This is a genomic window from Alcaligenes sp. MMA, assembly GCF_020907215.1.
Classification (GTDB): Bacteria; Pseudomonadota; Gammaproteobacteria; order Burkholderiales; family Burkholderiaceae_B; genus Alcaligenes; species Alcaligenes aquatilis.
On sequence record NZ_JAJJPP010000004.1, the window covers coordinates 218621 to 237178 of the forward strand.

At 57.4% G+C, this 18558-nt stretch carries 17 protein-coding genes; 8 read left to right on the forward strand and 9 right to left on the reverse strand.

Annotated elements, in window-relative coordinates; translation table 11 throughout:
- Window positions 1-3 precede the first annotated feature (3 nt).
- Window positions 4-744 carry an IclR family transcriptional regulator gene (locus tag LNA76_RS17185; RefSeq protein ID WP_094195159.1) on the forward strand — a complete coding sequence of 247 codons (741 nt, stop codon included), beginning with the start codon at window positions 4-6 and terminating at the stop codon, window positions 742-744.
- 134 nt (window positions 745-878) lie between these two features.
- Here the strand turns inward: LNA76_RS17185 and LNA76_RS17190 are convergent, their stop codons facing one another.
- Window positions 879-1874, reverse strand: coding sequence for a 5'-nucleotidase (locus LNA76_RS17190; protein ID WP_094195158.1), 996 nt, complete (start codon window positions 1872-1874; stop codon window positions 879-881).
- Window positions 1875-1997: 123 nt separating this feature from the next.
- Here LNA76_RS17190 and LNA76_RS17195 point away from each other — a divergent pair, with 123 nt between their 5' ends.
- The 3 genes from LNA76_RS17195 (at window position 1998) to LNA76_RS17205 (ending at window position 5491) form a co-directional block, all read left to right on the forward strand.
- Window positions 1998-2699, forward strand: coding sequence for a glutathione S-transferase family protein (locus tag LNA76_RS17195; RefSeq protein WP_094195157.1), 702 nt, complete (start codon window positions 1998-2000; stop codon window positions 2697-2699).
- Between the two features lie 84 nt (window positions 2700-2783).
- Window positions 2784-4304 (forward strand): MFS transporter, encoded by a 1521-nt coding sequence (locus LNA76_RS17200; RefSeq protein WP_230019530.1) that lies wholly within the window; start codon window positions 2784-2786, stop codon window positions 4302-4304.
- A gap of 209 nt (window positions 4305-4513) precedes the next feature.
- The gene (locus LNA76_RS17205) at window positions 4514-5491 is read left to right on the forward strand and encodes a tripartite tricarboxylate transporter substrate binding protein BugD (protein WP_230019531.1); all 978 of its coding nucleotides are present in this window, start codon (window positions 4514-4516) and stop codon (window positions 5489-5491) included.
- Between the two features lie 132 nt (window positions 5492-5623).
- On the opposite strand, the gene LNA76_RS17210 is transcribed toward LNA76_RS17205, so the two are convergent.
- The 7 genes from LNA76_RS17210 to LNA76_RS17240 all read right to left on the reverse strand — a co-directional run bounded on the left by LNA76_RS17210 (window position 5624) and on the right by LNA76_RS17240 (window position 13846).
- Window positions 5624-6697, reverse strand: a complete 1074-nt coding sequence (locus tag LNA76_RS17210; RefSeq protein WP_108727022.1) for a zinc-dependent alcohol dehydrogenase family protein — start codon at window positions 6695-6697, stop codon at window positions 5624-5626.
- Between the two features lie 185 nt (window positions 6698-6882).
- Window positions 6883-7941, reverse strand: coding sequence for a CobW family GTP-binding protein (locus LNA76_RS17215; RefSeq protein WP_230019532.1), 1059 nt, complete (start codon window positions 7939-7941; stop codon window positions 6883-6885).
- 68 nt (window positions 7942-8009) lie between these two features.
- Window positions 8010-8888 (reverse strand): phosphonopyruvate hydrolase, encoded by an 879-nt coding sequence (locus tag LNA76_RS17220; RefSeq protein WP_108727020.1) that lies wholly within the window; start codon window positions 8886-8888, stop codon window positions 8010-8012.
- A 20-nt stretch (window positions 8889-8908) separates the two neighbouring features.
- A complete protein-coding gene (locus LNA76_RS17225) occupies window positions 8909-10135 on the reverse strand; it encodes a pyridoxal phosphate-dependent aminotransferase (protein ID WP_108727019.1) in 1227 nt (408 codons plus the stop codon).
- Window positions 10132-11790, reverse strand: a complete 1659-nt coding sequence (locus LNA76_RS17230; RefSeq protein WP_230019533.1) for an ABC transporter permease — start codon at window positions 11788-11790, stop codon at window positions 10132-10134. Before LNA76_RS17230 ends, LNA76_RS17225 begins: the two co-directional genes overlap by 4 nt.
- Window positions 11787-12851, reverse strand: coding sequence for an ABC transporter ATP-binding protein (locus tag LNA76_RS17235; RefSeq protein WP_108727017.1), 1065 nt, complete (start codon window positions 12849-12851; stop codon window positions 11787-11789). Before LNA76_RS17235 ends, LNA76_RS17230 begins: the two co-directional genes overlap by 4 nt.
- A gap of 11 nt (window positions 12852-12862) precedes the next feature.
- Complete coding sequence (locus LNA76_RS17240) at window positions 12863-13846, reverse strand: ABC transporter substrate-binding protein (protein ID WP_108727016.1); 984 nt, start codon at window positions 13844-13846, stop codon at window positions 12863-12865.
- 120 nt (window positions 13847-13966) lie between these two features.
- Between LNA76_RS17240 and LNA76_RS17245 the strand changes: the two genes are divergently transcribed.
- Window positions 13967-14848 carry a LysR family transcriptional regulator gene (locus tag LNA76_RS17245; protein ID WP_108727015.1) on the forward strand — a complete coding sequence of 294 codons (882 nt, stop codon included), beginning with the start codon at window positions 13967-13969 and terminating at the stop codon, window positions 14846-14848.
- Window positions 14849-14876: 28 nt separating this feature from the next.
- Here the strand turns inward: LNA76_RS17245 and LNA76_RS17250 are convergent, their stop codons facing one another.
- The gene (locus LNA76_RS17250) at window positions 14877-15803 is read right to left on the reverse strand and encodes a DMT family transporter (protein ID WP_230019534.1); all 927 of its coding nucleotides are present in this window, start codon (window positions 15801-15803) and stop codon (window positions 14877-14879) included.
- A gap of 159 nt (window positions 15804-15962) precedes the next feature.
- Here LNA76_RS17250 and LNA76_RS17255 point away from each other — a divergent pair, with 159 nt between their 5' ends.
- The 3 genes from LNA76_RS17255 to LNA76_RS17265 are packed head-to-tail and all read left to right on the forward strand — an operon-like array spanning window position 15963 to window position 18482.
- The gene (locus LNA76_RS17255) at window positions 15963-16691 is read left to right on the forward strand and encodes a GntR family transcriptional regulator (protein ID WP_108727013.1); all 729 of its coding nucleotides are present in this window, start codon (window positions 15963-15965) and stop codon (window positions 16689-16691) included.
- A gap of 49 nt (window positions 16692-16740) precedes the next feature.
- The gene (locus tag LNA76_RS17260) at window positions 16741-17709 is read left to right on the forward strand and encodes a Bug family tripartite tricarboxylate transporter substrate binding protein (protein WP_230019535.1); all 969 of its coding nucleotides are present in this window, start codon (window positions 16741-16743) and stop codon (window positions 17707-17709) included.
- Between the two features lie 17 nt (window positions 17710-17726).
- On the forward strand, window positions 17727-18482 hold the full coding sequence (locus LNA76_RS17265) for an aspartate/glutamate racemase family protein (RefSeq protein WP_108727011.1): 756 nt from the start codon (window positions 17727-17729) through the stop codon (window positions 18480-18482).
- Window positions 18483-18558: the final 76 nt, after the last annotated feature.

The window sequence follows — 18558 nt, forward strand, 5'->3', positions numbered from 1 at the left end:
CACATGAATAGTCTACGACGCATGCTGCAAATTCTGGACTTGTACGGTGCACATACGCCGGTGCTGGATGTGGAGACCATCTGCACCCGCCTGGGCTACCCTCCCGCCACCACCTATCGCTATCTGAAAGAGCTGTGCAATAGCGGCCTGTTGATTCGCAGCCCAGAAGGCTACGCCCCTGGGCCACGGTTTATAGAAATGGATTTGCTGATCCGCGAATTTGATCCGCTGGTCAGCCGCTGTCGCCCCCTGTTGCGCTCGCTGGTCGAGCAAACCGGGCTGGACGTACTGATCGGCCAGCAATACGGCGAACGCATCTTGACCACCCATCAGGAAACCGGGCCGGGGCGTTTCGAGCTGCTGTTTGGCCGTGGCCGAACCATGGACATGTTCCGCAGTTCCACGGCGCGTATCGTTACCGCTTATCTGCCCACCCGCCACCTGCGTCGTCTGTACGAGAAAAATCAACATATTGACTATGTGCAAGGCCTGGGCAAGGAATGGCCGGTTTTTTCGGCCCATATGCAGGAGCTGCGCCGCGCGGGCTATTGCATTACCAAGGAGCAGATCAATCCGGGTATCGCCGGGATTTCCGCGCCTGTGTTTGACGATGCCAAACGAATCTTCGGCAGCCTGACCTTGCTGGGAAGCCTGGAGCGCTTTGAGGCCATCAATCCCGACGCCCTGGCCAGCCTGATTCAACCCGCTGCACGCGCTGTTAGCCGCGCTCTGGCCCAAGTCTGAGAACTGGGAGCCGACAAGAACCAAGCCGCGCCTGATCCCGCATCAGCTCGCGGCTTTGTCTTGGGCGGTTTTAAAACCAAACGGACTTGGCACTAAGCCCGCTGCAGCCGCACTAGCCAATCACAGCACCCTATCTACGGCTTTGATTTCCGCTGCTCCTGTTTCCGACCCTTCTTTTTCTCCGGCTCCGCCACTTTCACCGGCGGATGGTTCACCACCCCAAACGGAATATGCACGGAGGGCAAGGTCTGCGCGGTCGGAATCAGGTGCGTGGTCTGGTCATCAAAGAAGATATGCGGCTGCAAGACTTCCAGCACCCGACGCTTTTCAATGCCACCCAGAAAGAAAGCCTCGTTCACCTCAATGCCCCAGCTACGAATGGTATTGATGACGCGTTCATGGGCCGGGGCATTGCGCGCTGTCACAATCGCAATCCGCAAACGCGGCACATAGCTGGCATCCTGCTCCTGACGCTGCTGCTCCACTTCCTGAATATGCGCCAATTTCAGCAAAAACGCCTGCAACAGGCCCGGATTATGGGGCTTTTGCACCAAACGCACTTCGTGCTCGAAAAAGGCCGGCAGGCCGCCTTCTTGCTGATACACGCGCTCGGACTCGTCGTCCGCGATCACCCCGTCAAAGTCAAAGGCCACCCGGATAGGCTGGTCATCGTAGGCATCCTCGTAGGATGAATTCAACACTTGGCCTGCAGGATAACCTTGCTGCACCGCCCGGTGCACATCCTCCTGGTTGGCTGACAGAAACAGGCTGATGGACAGCGGCTGAATATAAGGGCTGGGGTCGCCCCCTTGCAAAAACACCGCCCGCGTAATGTCCAGATCATGATGGCGGATGGAATTCATAACCCGCAAACCGGTATTGGGATCGTTACGCGACAGCAACACGACCTCCACCAAGGGATCGTCGGGCGACAAATCATTCAAGGCCAGCAAACGCCGGATAAAGGAAAAGGCCACACCCGGCTTTAACGGTTCGTGCTCGCGTGCCAACTGGTAATCGCGATAGGCCGCCTCCCCTTGCTCCAGAAAGACCTGATGAGACTGGCTCAGATCAAACAAGGCACTGGAGGCCAGGCCAATGACCAATCGTTTTTCCAGGTCATACGCCATGGACGACTCCACAAGTCAGTAAAAAAACCACGTACCAAAACGGCAAGACGGCGCCAGTACTACCCAAACAGATCAAAGCCAACTACAGTGCAACCACCATCCCCTTCGTAAACCCGTGCCACCATGCAAGCTTCCAGAAACTATACCCTTGTCCTGGGCAATCCCCACTACTCGTCCTGGTCTTTGCGACCCTGGTTATTAATGAGCCACTTGGGCATGGATTTTAACGTGCGCTGGTTCAACTTTGGCCATCCCTTTAGCACTGTGGCCTTTCACGAAATGGCCCCGACAGGCCAGGTCCCTGTGTTGCATACCAATGGGCAAACTATTTGGGACAGCCTGGCCATTGCTGAATATCTGGCCGAACAGCACCCCGGCGTCTGGCCGATTGACCCCATTGCACGCGCCTGGGCTCGCAGCGCCAGTGCAGAGATGCACGCCAATTTTTCCTCGCTACGTAATCTGTGTCCCTTTGCCGTTGCCTTGCGGGCCCATCACCATCAGCACGATATGCGCCTGCAAGGTGAACTGGATCGCCTGCAAACCCTCTGGCAAGAAGGTTTGAGCCGTTTTGGTGGCCCCTTCCTGGCCGGCGAGCGATTCAGCGCGGTCGATGCCTTTTACGCCCCCGTGGTATTTCGCTTGCAAACCTATGGTTTGACGCTGGACAAGACGTGCCAAAGCTACATGAGTCGCTTATTGGCACTGCCTGCCATGCAACACTGGCATCAAATGGCCTGTGAGGACACCTGGCGCGACCCGGACCACGAGGCCGAGGTCTTGCATGTGGCTGAGGTGCATCTGGATTTGCGCCAGCCAACCTAGTGTCAGCTATTTGCCATGTAAGTACAGACACGAAAGAGTATCCTTGATGGTCCCGAATGATTTCGCTGTCAAGGATTGCGTCGCATGGGCGATACGTACTTTCGTACTACACACTACCATTTCACCGATTTGGATCTGCAAGCGCAGGATACCTATACAGGCTCGCTGGCTGAACAAGCCCGAGCCAACACCGCCTGTTTACGCTTCGATGTATTGCGCAAGGACCAGCCCCCCGGACACTGGGTGCTGCACGAAAGCTGGCAAGACGCCCAAAGCTGCAAGGACTTTCACGCCAGTGCCCCCGCCCAGACCCTGCAACAGGCACGAGTCGAACATCACCTGAGCCACCCGAGCCAAGCAGCGGACGCTGACAAACCCGCAACGGCACGGCCCCCCTGCAAGAAAAGCAAGTGGGACCCTTACGTGTGGATCAGTATCGCCATGTGTATCGGGGTAATGGGTACGGCCTTGGCCAGCCCCCTGTATCCGCTGTACCAGGATCGCTGGGATCTGAACGCCAGCCACATCACCCAACTCTACGTGGCGTATATGGCCTCCGGCTTGACGGGCCTGCTGTTTCTGGGCCGCTTAAGCGACATGAAAGGCTTTATGCCCGTGCTGCGTACCGGCTTGATTCTGGTCACCAGCGGCGTAACCCTGTCCGCCTTTGCCTGGGATGTGGGCAGCTTTCTATTCAGCCGCATCATGATCGGGATGGCCTCCAGCATGATTGTGACCTCGGCCTCCATCGGTCTGGGGCAATTTAACCGGGGCGGGGATGTGCAACGCGCTGCGGCCACTACCTCGCTGATGCTGGCCTTTGGATTTGGCCTGGGCCCAGTGGTAGGCGGCCTGATCGCACAATGGATACCGAACCCACTGTTCTCCAGCTATATCCCCTCCATGATCCTGGGCGTACTGGCCATCTATGCCCTGTTTCAAATCCGGCCCATTGCCAGCAAACAGCCTGTTCCGCAAAAGAACAGTTGGCGCACCTGGATGCCGCGCCTGACGCTGCCCGCCACCCATTTACGACGCCCCTATCTGATTGGCTGCTTGTCTGCCTGCTGCGCCTTTGCCATGTTCAGTCTGTTTGCCTCTCTGGCACCGAGCTTCATGGCGCAAATGGTGCCTTGGCACGGCCCGGCCACCAGCGGCTTTTCCATCGGGATTATTCTGTTTCTGTCCTCGGGTTTCCAGTTACTGATCCGCCGCTGGCCGGCCAAGCGCAGCGTCATTGTGGGGCTGCTGTCCTTCACCCTGGCCTGTATCGCCTTGCTGATCAATCTGTGGGCCAGCTCCTCGCTACTGTTCATTGTGTGCGTACTGCTGACCGCCTTTGGCCACGGCCTGTGCATGTACGGCGGCATGTCCATCGTGCAACGTGTCTCCCCCCCGCACCAGCGTGCCGGCCTGACCTCCACCTACCTGATCACGGGTTACCTGGGTGCCATTTTGCCTATTTTGGGCCTGGGCTGGCTGGCCGACCACTTAGGCCTGGATCAGGGTCTGATGATCTTTTGCAGCTTGGTCGCCACTGCCGCCCTGACGGTTGCCATCATCGCCTACCTAACGCCGGTCCTGCATAAACCGACCTCTGCGTGACCCCGTCCCTGGACAAGCCACCGCCTTAGGTCGTGGCTTGTCCCCGTATATTCCCCTAGCCGATTTACGCCCCTTACTAGGGTTAGACCTGAACAAGAAAGGCGTTTGCACTCAGTAGAATAAAGCCACTCCTGCAACGCTTCGCAACACCACGCGACCGGATCCAGGTATCTCCCAAAAGAATAAGCAATCCTTATCAAGGAGGCATTATGGCTGTTGCATTAAACAAGCTGTTTGTCAGTCTGGGCGCGGCCTTGGCCTGCTCGGTCACCGCGCAGGCAGCGGGTTATCCGGACCACCCCATCAATATGGTGGTCCCTTTTGCGGCGGGCGGCCCCACGGACAACGTGGCACGCGCTCTGGCCGAAGCCATGCGCCCAGCCTTGGGTGAAACCATCGTGGTCGAAAACAAGGGCGGTGCCGGAGGCTCCATTGGCACCTCCCAGGTCGCCCGTGCCAAACCGGACGGCTACAACATACTGCTGATGCACATCGGCTTTTCCACCGCTCCTTCGCTGTACAAAAAACCCGGCTACGACGCCATCAATGGTATGTCCCCCATCGGTCTGGTGGTCGACGTTCCCATGACCATCATTGCCCGCGAAGACTTCCCGCCCAACAACATTCAGGAACTGGTGCAGTACTTGAAGGACAACCAGGACAAGGTTTCCCTGGCCAACGCCGGGATTGGCGCAGCCAGCCACCTGTGCGGCACCATGCTCACCGAAGCGCTGGGTATCGAGCTGCTGACGGTCCCCTATAAAGGCACCGCCCCGGCCATTGCGGATTTGATGGGCAAGCAGGTGGACGTCATGTGTGACCAAACCACCAATACCACCCAACAAATCAAATCCGGCAAAGTGAAGGTCTATGCCGTGACCAGCCCGCAACGCGTCCCAACCTTACCGGACGTCCCCACCATGCAGGAGTCCGGTTTCAAGGACTTTGAAGTTGGTATCTGGCACGGTATGTGGGCACCGAAAGACACCCCCCAGCCTGTCGTGGAGACCTTGGTGAAAGCCTTGCAGACCGGCATGGCCGACAAGGACTTCCGAAGCCGCATGTCCACCCTGGGAGCGACGGTCATGGACAAAGAAGCCAACCCGGCCGCCTTGCAAGCCAAAGTGGAACAACAAGTTCCCCAGTGGGCCGCCTTGTTCAAGAAAGTGGGCGTAGAGCCCCAATAACGTCTGTTAGCCCAACGGCTTTTGAAAAGGACGCTTAGGCGTCCTTTTTTTAAAACCTACCCCATCTGCATAACCACAAAAAAGCGCCTGCAATAAACAGGCGCTTTACGTGGCAGGGTCGGCATAAAACCGTCAGGCGAAGTCGACAATCACCTTCATTGCTTTTTCGTCAGCGGCATGTTTGAACACATCATAGGCTTTTTCAAGCTGATCAAACGTGAAGTGGTGGGTTGCCAGTTTCTCGATGGGCAACTTGCCCGAGCAGCATGTTTTGAGCAGCATGCCTGTCGTGTTGGCATTGACCAGACCGGTGGTAATGGTCAAATTTTTGATCCACAATTTTTCTAGCGAGAAATTCACCGATTTGCCATGCACACCCACATTGGCCAAATGACCACCTTCCTTGACCACTTGCTGGCACACATTCCAGGTCGCTTCAACGCCCACCGCTTCCATCGCGCAATCTACGCCGCGCTCATCGGTAATGGCCATAATACGAGCCACGGGGTCTTCCTTGGCCGAATTAATGATGTGCGTGGCGCCGAGCTCTTTGGCCATAGCCAGTCGGTTCTCGTCCATGTCTACCACGATGATCTGGCTGGGCGAATACAACTGGGCGGTCAACAAGCACCCCATACCCACTGGGCCGGCTCCCACAATGGCAATGGTGTCACCCGGCTGCACATTGCCATACTGCACGCCAATTTCATGTGCAGTGGGCAAAGCATCGGATAGCAACACGGCCACATCTTCATTCAGTTCGGCAGGCAAAGGGTACAGGGACGTATCGGCAAAGGGGGTACGCACGTATTCAGCCTGTGTACCGTCAATCATGTAGCCCAAAATCCAGCCGCCGTCATTGCGGCAGTGCGCATACAGTTGTTTTTGGCAGTTCTCGCAGGTACCACAACGGCTCACGCACGACACAATGACCTTATCGCCCACTTTGACGTTTTTTACCGCTGAGCCAACCTGCTCAATAATGCCCACCCCTTCGTGCCCGAGAATACGGCCATTGAAACTGCCGGTTTTTTCTTCGGCCACACGACGGATTTCTGGATTTTTTCCCTTCCAAATACCCAGATCCGTACCACAAATTGTGGTTTTAACCATGCGAATAATGGCATCGGTAGGTGCTTGAAGGTCCGGTTTCTCCCGTTCTTCAAAGCGGATGTCATTTTCACCGTAATAAACCATTGCCTTCATGATCACTCCTTTCAAGGTGCTGGACCGTTACAAAACAGGTGTATCGACTAAATGCATCTTAATCTTATTTTTATAAATAGAAATTACGGCACCCAGCCATATTCTTGGAAACACTGACGACCATCAAACTCACCAATCTCATGGGCTGTTTTCCATCAACGGCCAAAGAACGGGAAAAATGCACCTCACACCGCACGAACCGACGCATCCAACTGACGCAGCCGCTGCCAAACTTGAGCTGGTTCCAGATCCTGCGTAATGAGTACAAGACGCCCTTGCCGTTGCGGCCAAGGCCACTGCGACAAGGATCCGAACGGGTAGACCCGATGCTGCACGGCATGCACTACCTGCGCCGTCTCCCGGCCCTGCACGGCCAAGACCGCTTTCAAACGCAACAAGCGCGGACCCGCCCAACGACACAGCTCATCAAGCCAATCCGACAGATGCTGCGCATTCAGTGCCTCCGGCACGGCTACGCTGATCGCACTGACAGCATGCCCATGCCGCGCTTGCCCGGACAGCGCACCACCGGCGCCATGGTCGTGATGATGGTCGTGATAATGCTCATGGAGACAATCATGGCTGGACGCCTCCCACGCAGCCCACTGGCCTTGCTGGTCGCCCAGTGCCAGCAAATAGGGCGCCATAGATTGCCCAACATCCAAAACCAGACGCTGAGCGGCCTGATTCAATCCAGCCAATTGCTGGCTGACCTCCTGCTCACGATCGGCATCGACGCAGTCGCGTTTGCTCAATACCAATAGATCGGCTAAGGCGACTTGCCGCCGGGCCAGCTCCTCGCGACGCAAGGTCTCGCTGGCATGCTCCAGGTCAACGACCGTGACCACCGCATCCAGACGATATTTGCCCGCCAATTGAGGCTCGCCCAGCAAGGTATGAATAATAGGGGCGGGATCAGCCAGCCCCGTTGTTTCAATGAACACCCGACTAAACTGTCGCTGACCCGCCCTGGAAAACCGCCAGGTAATATCGCGCAAGGTCTGCACCAGATCGCGCCGTATGGTGCAACACACGCAGCCATTGCCCATCTCCTGCACCAGATTTTCCTGGCTGTGCGCCACCAGCAGATGGTCCAGCGCCGTCTGCCCAAACTCATTGATGATGACCAGCGTGTCGGCCATCTGCGCTTCTTGCAAAGCGCGATTGATCAGGGTCGTTTTCCCACTGCCCAGAAAGCCGGTCAACAGCGTGACCGGGATAGGGCCTTGTGCAGATTGGGGCATCGCATTTATCCGGCTAAGGGCCCGCCATCGGGCCATCAGCCATTATACGAAGCCCAATGCTGCCCCTTCTAGCGCAGGAATCGGGCCTCGATCTGACGCATATGGGCATCACCTTGCAAACCAATAATGGTTTTGACGGAGGGCAGACTGGCATCCACATTCTGAATGCCGCCATCCTGGCGAATCTGGGCAAACACCGCTTGCATGGCCCCTACGGCCGCACGAATCGCATGATTGCCGTAAATCACCACGCCCACTTTGCCCAATTGGGCAATGTCGGCCTCAGTCAGTTGAGGGTAGGCCGTAGGCACCAACACCAACGGCACCTTGCCGGTCCAAGCTTCTACAAAAGACAGAATCTGATCTGGCGTGGCCTGTTTGGAGTGAATCAAAATGGCATCTGCACCCGCCTGCTCATACGCCAGGCCACGCTTCAGGGCCTCTTCTTGCCCCAGGCCGGCAATCAGGGCTTCTACCCGCGCAATAATCAGAAAATCCGGATCACGGCGTGCGGCACAAGCCGCTTCAATCTTGCCCTGGAACTCTTCAATTCGCACCAACTCCTGACGCCCATCCGCTCGCAAACTGGTGTCTTTCGGAAAGGTTTTATCCTCCATCACAATGGCACTGGCGCCCGCCGCCTCGTACTGCGGTATGACATAGCTGACATTCACTGCATTACCAAAACCAGTATCAATGTCGGCAATCAAAGGGATGTCCACGGTCGAGGCAATCGCCCGCATCATCTCCAAGTGCGTTCCCATCGACAGAATGTTGGCATCGGGCACGGCATAACTGGCAGACAACTCAAAACCGCTCCCCCAAATTGCCCCGAAACCGGCATCCTGAGCCAGACGAGCCGCCAACGGGTTATGAGCGGCCATTGCCGTCATCAATCGCCCTTGGGAGAAGGCTGCTTTCAACACCTGATTTTTTTTACTATTCACACTGTTTCTCCGTAAGGGGTTCAGCTCAGTCGAGCAATAGCTTGGGCAATGCGGCTCATGGCCTCTTCCAGCTCCTGGTCACTGGAGGCGTAAGACACCCGGAAGTGGCCAGGCAGTTCAAACGCCGAACCAGGCACAACGGCCACCCCAACACTACGCAGGAAATACATGCACAAGTCCTTATCCGTACTGATCAACTGACCTGACGGGTCCCGCAAACCCAATACGCCTTGGCAACTAGGGAACACATAGAACGCCCCCATAGGCAGATCACATTCAATGCCCGGCATCGCATTGAGCGCGGCCACCACCTTGTCGCGGCGGCGACGGAACGCTTCCACAAACTCAGGCAGAAAATCCATGGGGCCATCCAGTGCGGCCACCGCCGCCGCCTGGCTGATGGAACTGGTGTGTGAGGTTGCTTGCGACTGCACCAGATTCATGGCTTTGATCAGGTGCAGCGGACCCGCTGCAAAACCCACTCGCCAACCCGTCATTGCATAGGCCTTGGAGACACCATTGATGGTCAAGGTGCGCGCTGCCATGTGGGGCGACAAAGCAGCCGGCGTTGCAAAGGGTTCGTCGCTATAACGGATTTTTTCGTACACATCATCGGCCATCACCCAGACATGGGGGTGACGCAACAGCACTTGCTCCAGTGCTTCCAGCTCCTGACGCGAATACACCGCACCACTGGGGTTGGAGGGGGAGTTGAGCATCAGCCATTTGGTACGGGGGGTGATGGCCCGTTCCAATTGGTCAGCTTGCAGCTTGAAGCCGGCCTGTGCACTGCACCGCACAATGACCGGTTGGCCACCGGCCAACAGCACCATTTCAGGGTAAGACACCCAGGCGGGGGTAGGGATGATGACCTCGTCACCGTCCTGTACCGTGGCCTGCAAGGCGTTGTACAAGGCTTGTTTGGCCCCGCAACCCACCTGGATCTGATCCGGGCTGAAGTGCAGGCCATTGTCGCGCTCGAATTTGCGCACCACAGCCTCACGCAGAGCCAGGGTGCCGGCTACTTCGGTATAGCGGGACTCATTGCGATCAATCGCTTCTTTGGCCGCCTGACGCACATGCTCGGGGGTCGCAAAATCCGGCTCGCCCTGGCTGAGGGTAATAACTGACTGCCCCTGTTGCCGCATTTGATTGGCCAGGCGCGTCATCTCTTTGGTGGCCGATGCCTTGGCTCCCAATACGCGCTGGGCCAGCGCGATCTCTTCCTGACATTGCACAGAGCTCATTGTGTCCATCCTACTTTTACTTTGAAAATGAAACGGGTCAGCAGCAGCGGCAAAAATATCGCCATCAACAGCACCAGGCTATACGCACTGGCCTGAGCCAAACGTCCACTGTCGACCAATTGAAAAACCTCGATAGGCAAGGTGCTCATCCCGCCGAAATACAGAACCACCGTGGCGGATAATTCCGACAAAGTCGTAATCCACATCAGTACCGTGGCCGCAATCACCGCGGGCCAGACCAGCGGCAAAACGACCTTCGCAAAAGTTGGCATCGGGGCCACGCCCAAACTGATGGAGGCCTCCTCGATGGAATTGCGCACGTTATGCAAAGGCCCCATGGCCGCCCGCACACTGGTGGGCACCCGGCGCAAAAAGTAGGCCAGCGCCATAATGACCCAACTGCCCGTCAGCACCAGCCAGCCGCTGTTAAACACGTTGATCAGGGCAATGCCCAGTACCGTGCCGGCAATCGTCAAAGGCAGCATGACCAGCGCGTCCAGACCTGCACTCAGTCCAGACGGACGTTTGACGATCAGATAGGCGGCCACGATAGAAAACACGGCACCCGCACTGGTTGCCGCTGCCCCCAGCAGCAAGGAGTTGTACAAAGGTCCGGGTGCCTGCACCAAGGCTTGCTGCATATGGCTTAAGGTAAAGCCGCCATACTTGAGCACCGGCCCGATAGAGGGCGTAAATGCGGTCACAATGACCACCAGCACCGGCAGTATCGACAAGACAACCAGGATCGACACCAGGGTGGCGCACACGGTTGCCTGCCACGCACGCAAAGGCACCCGCACAGGGGCCCGCCCGGACTCCATCTGGTAGGTGCGTCGGGCCACCACCCACTTTTGGATCAACAGCAAAACCAAACCCAGAAACACCAGCAAAGACGCCATGGTGGTCTGCATTTGCGGGTTACCGCCCATCTCACTGACAAACTCGTTATACGTCTTGACCGCCAACACGGGGGTACGGGCGCCCAGAATGGCTGGAACGCCAAAATCCCCGATAACGTGCATGAAAACCAGCACCGCAGCACCGCATAAAGCCGGCACCATCAGAGGGAAGGTCACAGTGCGCAATGTGCGCCCCGGTGAGCTGCCCAGACTGAGACCCGCCTCTTCCAGGTTGCGATCCATGGACTTCAAACCTACCAGCACAGCCACATAGGCATACACGTAGTTGTTCAAGGTCATCACAAAAACCAGACCCCACCAGGAGTACAAGGAAGGCAACTCCAGGCCAAAGGGAGCCAGCAGGCTATTGAGCACGCCTTGTTTACCCAACACCACAATCCAGGCCGCGGCCACCACCACATCCGGAATGACCAAGGTCAGCAAGGGTAATACACCCAGACAGGCGGCCAATGGGAAGGAAAAGCGCGCGGCTGCCAGGGCCAAACCGGCGCCCAGCACCAGACTGAGCAGGGTTACCGCACCGCCCAACCACAAGGTGTTGAACAGGCTCTCCCGGTACGCCGGTTCCGAAAAAAACTGCACGTAACCATGCAAACCAAACTGACCGTCCTGGTTGACCAGGGAACTGGTCAGCATGGACAAGACCGGCCACAGCAAAAAGTAGCCCAGCAAGGCCACGGCCCCCAGAGCCAGCATCAGCCAGGCTGGATCGCGTCGCAAAGAACCCAGCATCATGTCCGCTCCACCAAAAGAGCCGACTCGGGAACGCGCAAGACCACCGCATCCCCTCGCTCCCAACTCTGCACGGCGCCGGTGTTCCAAACCACCGCTTTCAGAAAACCAAATTCCGTGCGCAATTGATACGCCGTACTGGGGCCTCGGTAATCCACGCTTTCAATCCGCGCGGCAATGTCACCCTCATCCAGCGGACGCAAGGCATCCACACTCAGGGTTTCAGGCCGCACAGCCAACATCGTCTGCTCAGAAAAACGTCCGGCAGACTGGATACGCACTATGCAACCCGCTGTCCGGAAGCGGCGGCAGCCATCTGCAGCCTGACCGAGTTCCTCTTGAAGCTCGATCAGATTGGCCCCACCCACAAAATCGGCCACAAAGCTGTTGTCAGGGCAGCGGTAAATCTGCTCAGGCGTGCCGACCTGACGGACACATCCCCGGTCCATCACGGCAATGTAGTCAGACACGCTTAGCGCTTCTTCCTGATCATGCGTCACAAACACGGTGGTAATGCCGGCTTCCTGCTGCAAGTCCCGCAGCATTTCGCGCAAGTCCGTGCGCAGCTTTGCATCCAGGGCAGACAAGGGCTCGTCCAGCAAGAGCAGATCAGGCTTGATCACCAAGGCGCGTGCCATGGCCACTCGCTGTCGCTGCCCCCCGGACAGCGCGGACGGCAAGGCATCCGCTTTATCCTTCAAACCTACCCGCGCCAACATGTCCAAAGCGGGACCACGGGCTTGAGTGCGAGACTGACCACGCGCCAGCAAACCGTAGCTGACGTTATCAAGCACGCTGCGGTCCGGAAACAAGGCGTAATCCTGAAACACCATGCCCACATTGCGTTTGTGCACAGGCACCTGCGTCATCTCTTTCTGGCCGAACAGCACCTTGCCATGATCAGGGCGCACAAATCCGGCCAACATGCGTAGCAAGGTCGTCTTGCCACAACCCGACGGCCCCAACAGGGTAAACAAGGAGCCGCTGGGGATATTCAGATCCAACCCCTGAAACAAGGTCTGTGCGCCGTAGCTTTGCTGAATGCCTGATAAATGTATCTGCATAGGAGTCCTGCCTAGCGCTGCGAAACCAGATCACGCCAACGCGCCAGGAAAGCCTCACGATCAGCGCCCATACGCTCATCGTCCAGCGCATGCACACGGATCTGATCCATGGCAGGCAGGCTTGTCAGCGTATTGACGGCAATGTCGCTGCGTAAAGGACGGCGAAACGCACTTTTGAATACCTCTTCCTGTGCAGGACGCGAGGCCAGGAAGTCGTACAACTTGCGGGCAGACTCGGGATTACGCCCCCCCTTAATCAAGGCCATCCCTTCCGGCGACAGGAAAGTACCCTCTTTGGGGTAGACCAGGTCAATCGTATCCAGACCACCGGCCACATATTGATAGGCGGCATACTCCATCGTTACCGCAACCGCGAACTCGCCATTGGCAACGCCTTCGTAGGCGCCCGCTGTCGTGCCGACCACCACGGCATTGCGAGCCACTTTTTCAAACACGTCCTGGCCCATCAACTCCTGCAAACCGTACAGGGCGACATAGGAGGAGCTGCTGCGTGCCGGATCAGGAATCACGATCTTGCCCTTCCAGGCAGGATCAGCCAGATCCGCCCAACTGGCAGGAGCCTGGAGTTTGCCCAACTGACGCTCATTGACCATCAACACCGTGACATGGGTATTAGTACCCAGCCAGCGTTGGTCTGGCCCCTGAAACTGGGCTCCTACCGCCGAGGCCTCAGGCGAGGAGTAGGGCGCCAGGTAATCGGCATACTGCGACAAGGTGGAAAACCCACCCGACCAGAACAAGTCACCCAAAGGTTGATCGGCCTCTGCCTTGATACGCTGCATCAAGGCACCGGAACCCGCCCGCACCACGGACACCGCTATCTCGGGATGAACCTGACGGAACTGCTCAATCACCGTGTTCACCACATCGATATTATTAGAGGAGTACAACACCACCTCATCGGCCTTGGCGGCGCCCGAAGCCAGGCAAGAAAGCATGAGCAAAGCGGATAGATAAGGAAAACGGTTTTGCATGATTATTTCCTGAAATTTAAATAAAATCGCATGGAAATCATGGTATTTATCGTAGATGACCGTTCTGTTACACCCCACCTCCACCCCCTATTAGTCGTGACCCTATCATGAGTTTTAATCATGCTTGAGACGGTTCCTCTGGTTCCACTGCGCGTATTTGTCGCCGTGGGCCGACAAGGCAATTTCACCCGTGCAGCCCAAAGCCTGGGGATCACCCAAAGCGCAGTCAGCCGACATATCGCCACCTTGGAAAAAGTCAGCAAACAGGCCCTGTTCATTCGACGAGGTCCCTATATTGAGCTGACGGCAGCCGGCCTGCAGTTGTATGACACGGTCAAAGATGCAATGGCCACCCTGGAGATGGCCATTCAGCAAATCGCCCATCAGCCGGATCAGCACGGACGGCTGCGAGTCCGCACGTCCATGCCCAGTTTTTCAATGACGGTGATGGTTCCCATGCTTGGCCAGTTCACCGCCCAGCACGCCATGCAGATTGATCTGATCACCAATCTATCGCCACCACGCCCTAATGAAGAATTCGATGTCCTGATCAGCCGGGATTTAAACCTGCCCGATAGCGAAAGCTGGGAGCTGACACGTGAAGAACTCGTCTGTGTGGCCGCACCGGCCTTGATTCAGCAACACAGCGGGCAAACGTGGGAGCACTGGCCTATGGTGACCGCGCGCTCACGCCCCGACATATTGGGTGTATGGGCTCTGGATCAGGGGATTGAGCCTTCGCGTCTGCTGATGAGCGCCACCTACGATCACCTGTTTTTCGCCATTGCCGGGGCCATTGCCGGATCAGGATTTCTGGTTGTGCCACGTTTACTGGTCATGGACCATCTACGCGATGGCGTCTTGCGGGAAGTGGGCCCTGGCCAGGTTGCCACAGGCGCAACCTACATGGCCTATGTCAACGCACAATCACCCCAACAACGTGATGCTCGCCAATTTTGCCGCTGGTTGAAAAGCAGCTTGCGGCAACGCCTTGCCCCTTAAGGGCGTTCGCATCGGATCGCTGACTCGCTCACGTTCTGCGACGTCGCAGCTGACTGATCCAGCTATAGGCACTGACCAGGGTAATGCCCATCAGCACCAGTAAAGCGCCCATCACAAAACGGGGTTCTATGGCTTCGCCCAGCAAGAAAGCACCAAATAACACACCGAACAGTGGAGTCGCAAAAGAGAACACCCCCAGGCGCGAGGCCTGATAATTACGCAGCAACCAGAACCAGACCAGAAAGCTTAGAAAAGCCACCACCACGGACTGAAATACCAGACTGGCGCCCAGCAAACCCGACCAATGCACCTGGGTTTGACCGCTGACCACCGCAGCCACCATCAGAATCACAAAAGCACTGAACAGTTGATACAGCAAGGCCTCCGAAGGCGGAACAGCAGACAGGCGCGTGCTGCGGATCAACACGGTGGTAAAGCCCCACAAGGCCCCGGCTGCCAAGGCCATCAAGTCCCCAATCAGCATGCGACCCAGATCAGTCCCATCCATGCTGGCCGGGCCTAAAAAGGTAATGGCGATACCCGCCACCGCCAGGCCGATGCCCACCCATTGCAGGCGGGCCAAACGTTCCGAAGGCAAAAGTATATGCAGACCCAAAGCCGCAAACACGGGCGCCGTGTATAGAAACACCACCACGTGCGCTGCCGAGGTAAAACGCAGACTTTCGCCCAGCAGCAAATACTCCAGCGCAAACAGCAAACCGGCCATCAAGCCCGGCCTCCAGGCCCCTTCTGTAAAGGCCAGCTTGTGTGTCCGCACCAGAACCAGCAAAGCGACCAGCACGCAGGCCACGCCCGAGCGCAGACCAATCTGGAAGATGGGGGCCATGTCCTGTGCCGTCGCCTTGAGCAAGATCTGCTGAAAGCTCCAGATCAAACAGAGCACCAGCATGGCACCACTGGCCAGCGCATCAAGGGGTTTACGTTCGTTGCTCATCGGGACCTCATCCGAAAAAACTGATTATCCGCGAAATCAGCCCGAATCAAAACGGGACCACTCTTTCTTTACCCTCGGATAAGCCTTAATTGATATATCAAAAAGCCCTCCCTAGAATCATTTAAGCCTAAAAAATAGCAACAGGCATGGGAGACAGACATGACGCTTAGCAATACCGACCGGGTACGGATCGAACTGGAGCACCGCATTGCCAGCGGTGATCTGCCGCCAGGCAGCGCCATTGATGAGTCCTTGCTGTGCACGTTTTTCCGGGTATCACGCACCCCGGTGCGCGAAGCCTTGTTGCAGTTGGCGGCCACCGGGCAAGTTCGCATCGCCCCCCGAGCCGGCATTTTTGTCACCCAGCACACCATTGAAGAACTGGAAGAAATGCTGGAAACCCTGGCCTTGCTGGAAGGCGCCTGTACCCAACTGGCGGCCTACCGCATCAGCAATGCGCAGATCCGCGAGCTGGAGCGTTTGCAAAAACGCGGTGCCAAGGCCCTGCAGGAAAAAAGCCTGGCTGACTACGCCACGTACAACGCCGAACTGCACGCCCTGATTCACAGCATTGCCGGCAATACCTTCATGGTGCAGCAAATTGAACATCTGCGCCGTCTGACCAACCCTTACCGCCACCGCCATCTGGATCAGGAAAACCGCATGGAGCAGTCCTGGCATGAACATCAGGCCTTGACCCAGGCTCTGGCCCTGCGCGACGGCCCCAGCGCCATGCAGGCTGCGGCCAGCCATGTGCTGTCCGGTGCCGAATCCCTGCGCCGTGTCGCCCAAGCCCATCCCGAGAAATGGGAGTTCGACAAGCGCGAACGTTATAGCTGGCTCCATGCCCAGCTCAACCCATTAGCCGGGTTCTATATGCGGCACTAAATAAATAATTCGCTAAAAAAACTACCACTCATACCGAGGAGACTTTCTCATGTTTGCAAGCCGTTTCACACGGCGTGCGCTGGCTGCGCTCGCCCTGACATTAACCCCTCTGGCTGCGGTACACGCGGCAGAACCTATTCGTCTGGTCGTGGGTTTTGCACCCGGCGGCGGGGTCGACACCCTGGCCCGCGTGACCGCCCAGGCGCTCAGCAAAGAGCTGGATCGCACCGTGATTGTGGAGAACAAATCCGGCGCCGGTGGCACCATTGCTGCCGACTACGTGTCCAAATCCCAGGCTGACGGCAACACGCTGCTATTTGCCGATACCTCCTTGCTGGTCGCTCCCTACATCTACCCGGCGCTGCGTTATGACTTGCAGCGCGATTTCACGTCGATTGGCATGGTGGGCCAGTCTGATCTGGCCCTGGCTGTTCCCGGTGACAGCCCCGTCAAGACCGTGGCCGAGCTCATCGAAGTGATCCGCAAGGCGCCCGCTCAAACTGAAACCTTTGCCTCGGTGGGTGTGGGCTCGGTACACCACCTGGGTGGCGAGTTGTTCGCCTTGAAAACCCAGACAGAACTGGTTCATGTCCCGTATCGTGGTGGCGCTCCCGCCAGCCAAGCTCTGGCCGCCGGTGAAGTATCCATGTCCTTTGCCAGCCTGGCCTCTTCTATTGGCCTGGCCAACTCCGGCCGCATCCGTCTGCTGGCCACCTTGTCCGAACGCCGCTTTCCCGGCATGCCCGATCTGCCCAGCGTTTCGGAAACCATTCCCGGCTATAGCGTGACACCCTCGCTGTTCATGCTGGCCCCCAAAAACGTAGACCCTGCCCTGGTCGCCACCGTCAGCAAGGCGCTGGAAAACAGCATGCAGCAAAAGCAGGTACAGGATGCTTTCCTGGCTCAAGGTTCAGTCGCCGATTACCAGAATGCCCAGGCCACCGAACAATGGCTGGGTGAAGAGACCGAACGCTGGGCCAACGTGATCAAAAGCGCCCAACTCGACTTTAAACAATGAAACAAGCAGTGACTGTTATGACGACTGACAACTCTGACACCAAACGCCCCGTCCTGGGCCTGATCGTGCCACCGGCCGCCGGTCTGGTGCCTCCGGAAGGCCCGGAAATGTACCCGGAAATTGACTTCATCGCCCAAGGTCTGGCGCTCAGTTCGGTAGACAAGGAGGGCTATGACCAGGTCATTGACCAGGTTGTACAAGCGGCCCAGCAACTGGCTGCCCGTGGCGCCCAGGCCGTGTCACTGATGGGCACCTCGCTCAGCTTTTACAGGGGCTCGGACTTTAACGACGAACTGGTCGCCCGCCTGCGTGAAGCCACGGGCCTGCCATGCTCCACCATGAGCCACGCCATCTTGCGCGGCCTGCGTGTCAGCGGTATCGAGCGGGTCGCAGTAGCCTCATCCTACATTGACGACGTGAACCAGCGTCTGGTCCGTTTTCTGGCACAAAACCAGATTCAAGCCGTGTGCGCTTATGGTCTGGGCGTCAATGACGTCACGGCCATGTCGCAAATCAGCACGCAGGAGTTGGTCAACCTTTGCCTGAAAACCTGGGACATCGCCCAAGAGCAGGCTCCCGGTCAAGCACAAGGCTTGCTGCTGTCATGCGGGGGGTTGGTGTCGCTGGAAGCCGTGCGTCAGGTGGAAGATAAATTGGGCGTCACCGTAGTCTCCAGTTCTCCCGCCGGCTTCTGGGATCTGGTGGCAACCGCTGGCCTGGATTTGTTTCCGACCAACATGGGACGTCTGGCACAAGCGCGCCAAACCGCCTGATACCAGGTAGAGGTGGCCCCTCTCCACAACGATGGAAGGGGCACCTGAGGCTCTGACTCAACGCATGGTCGCCCAT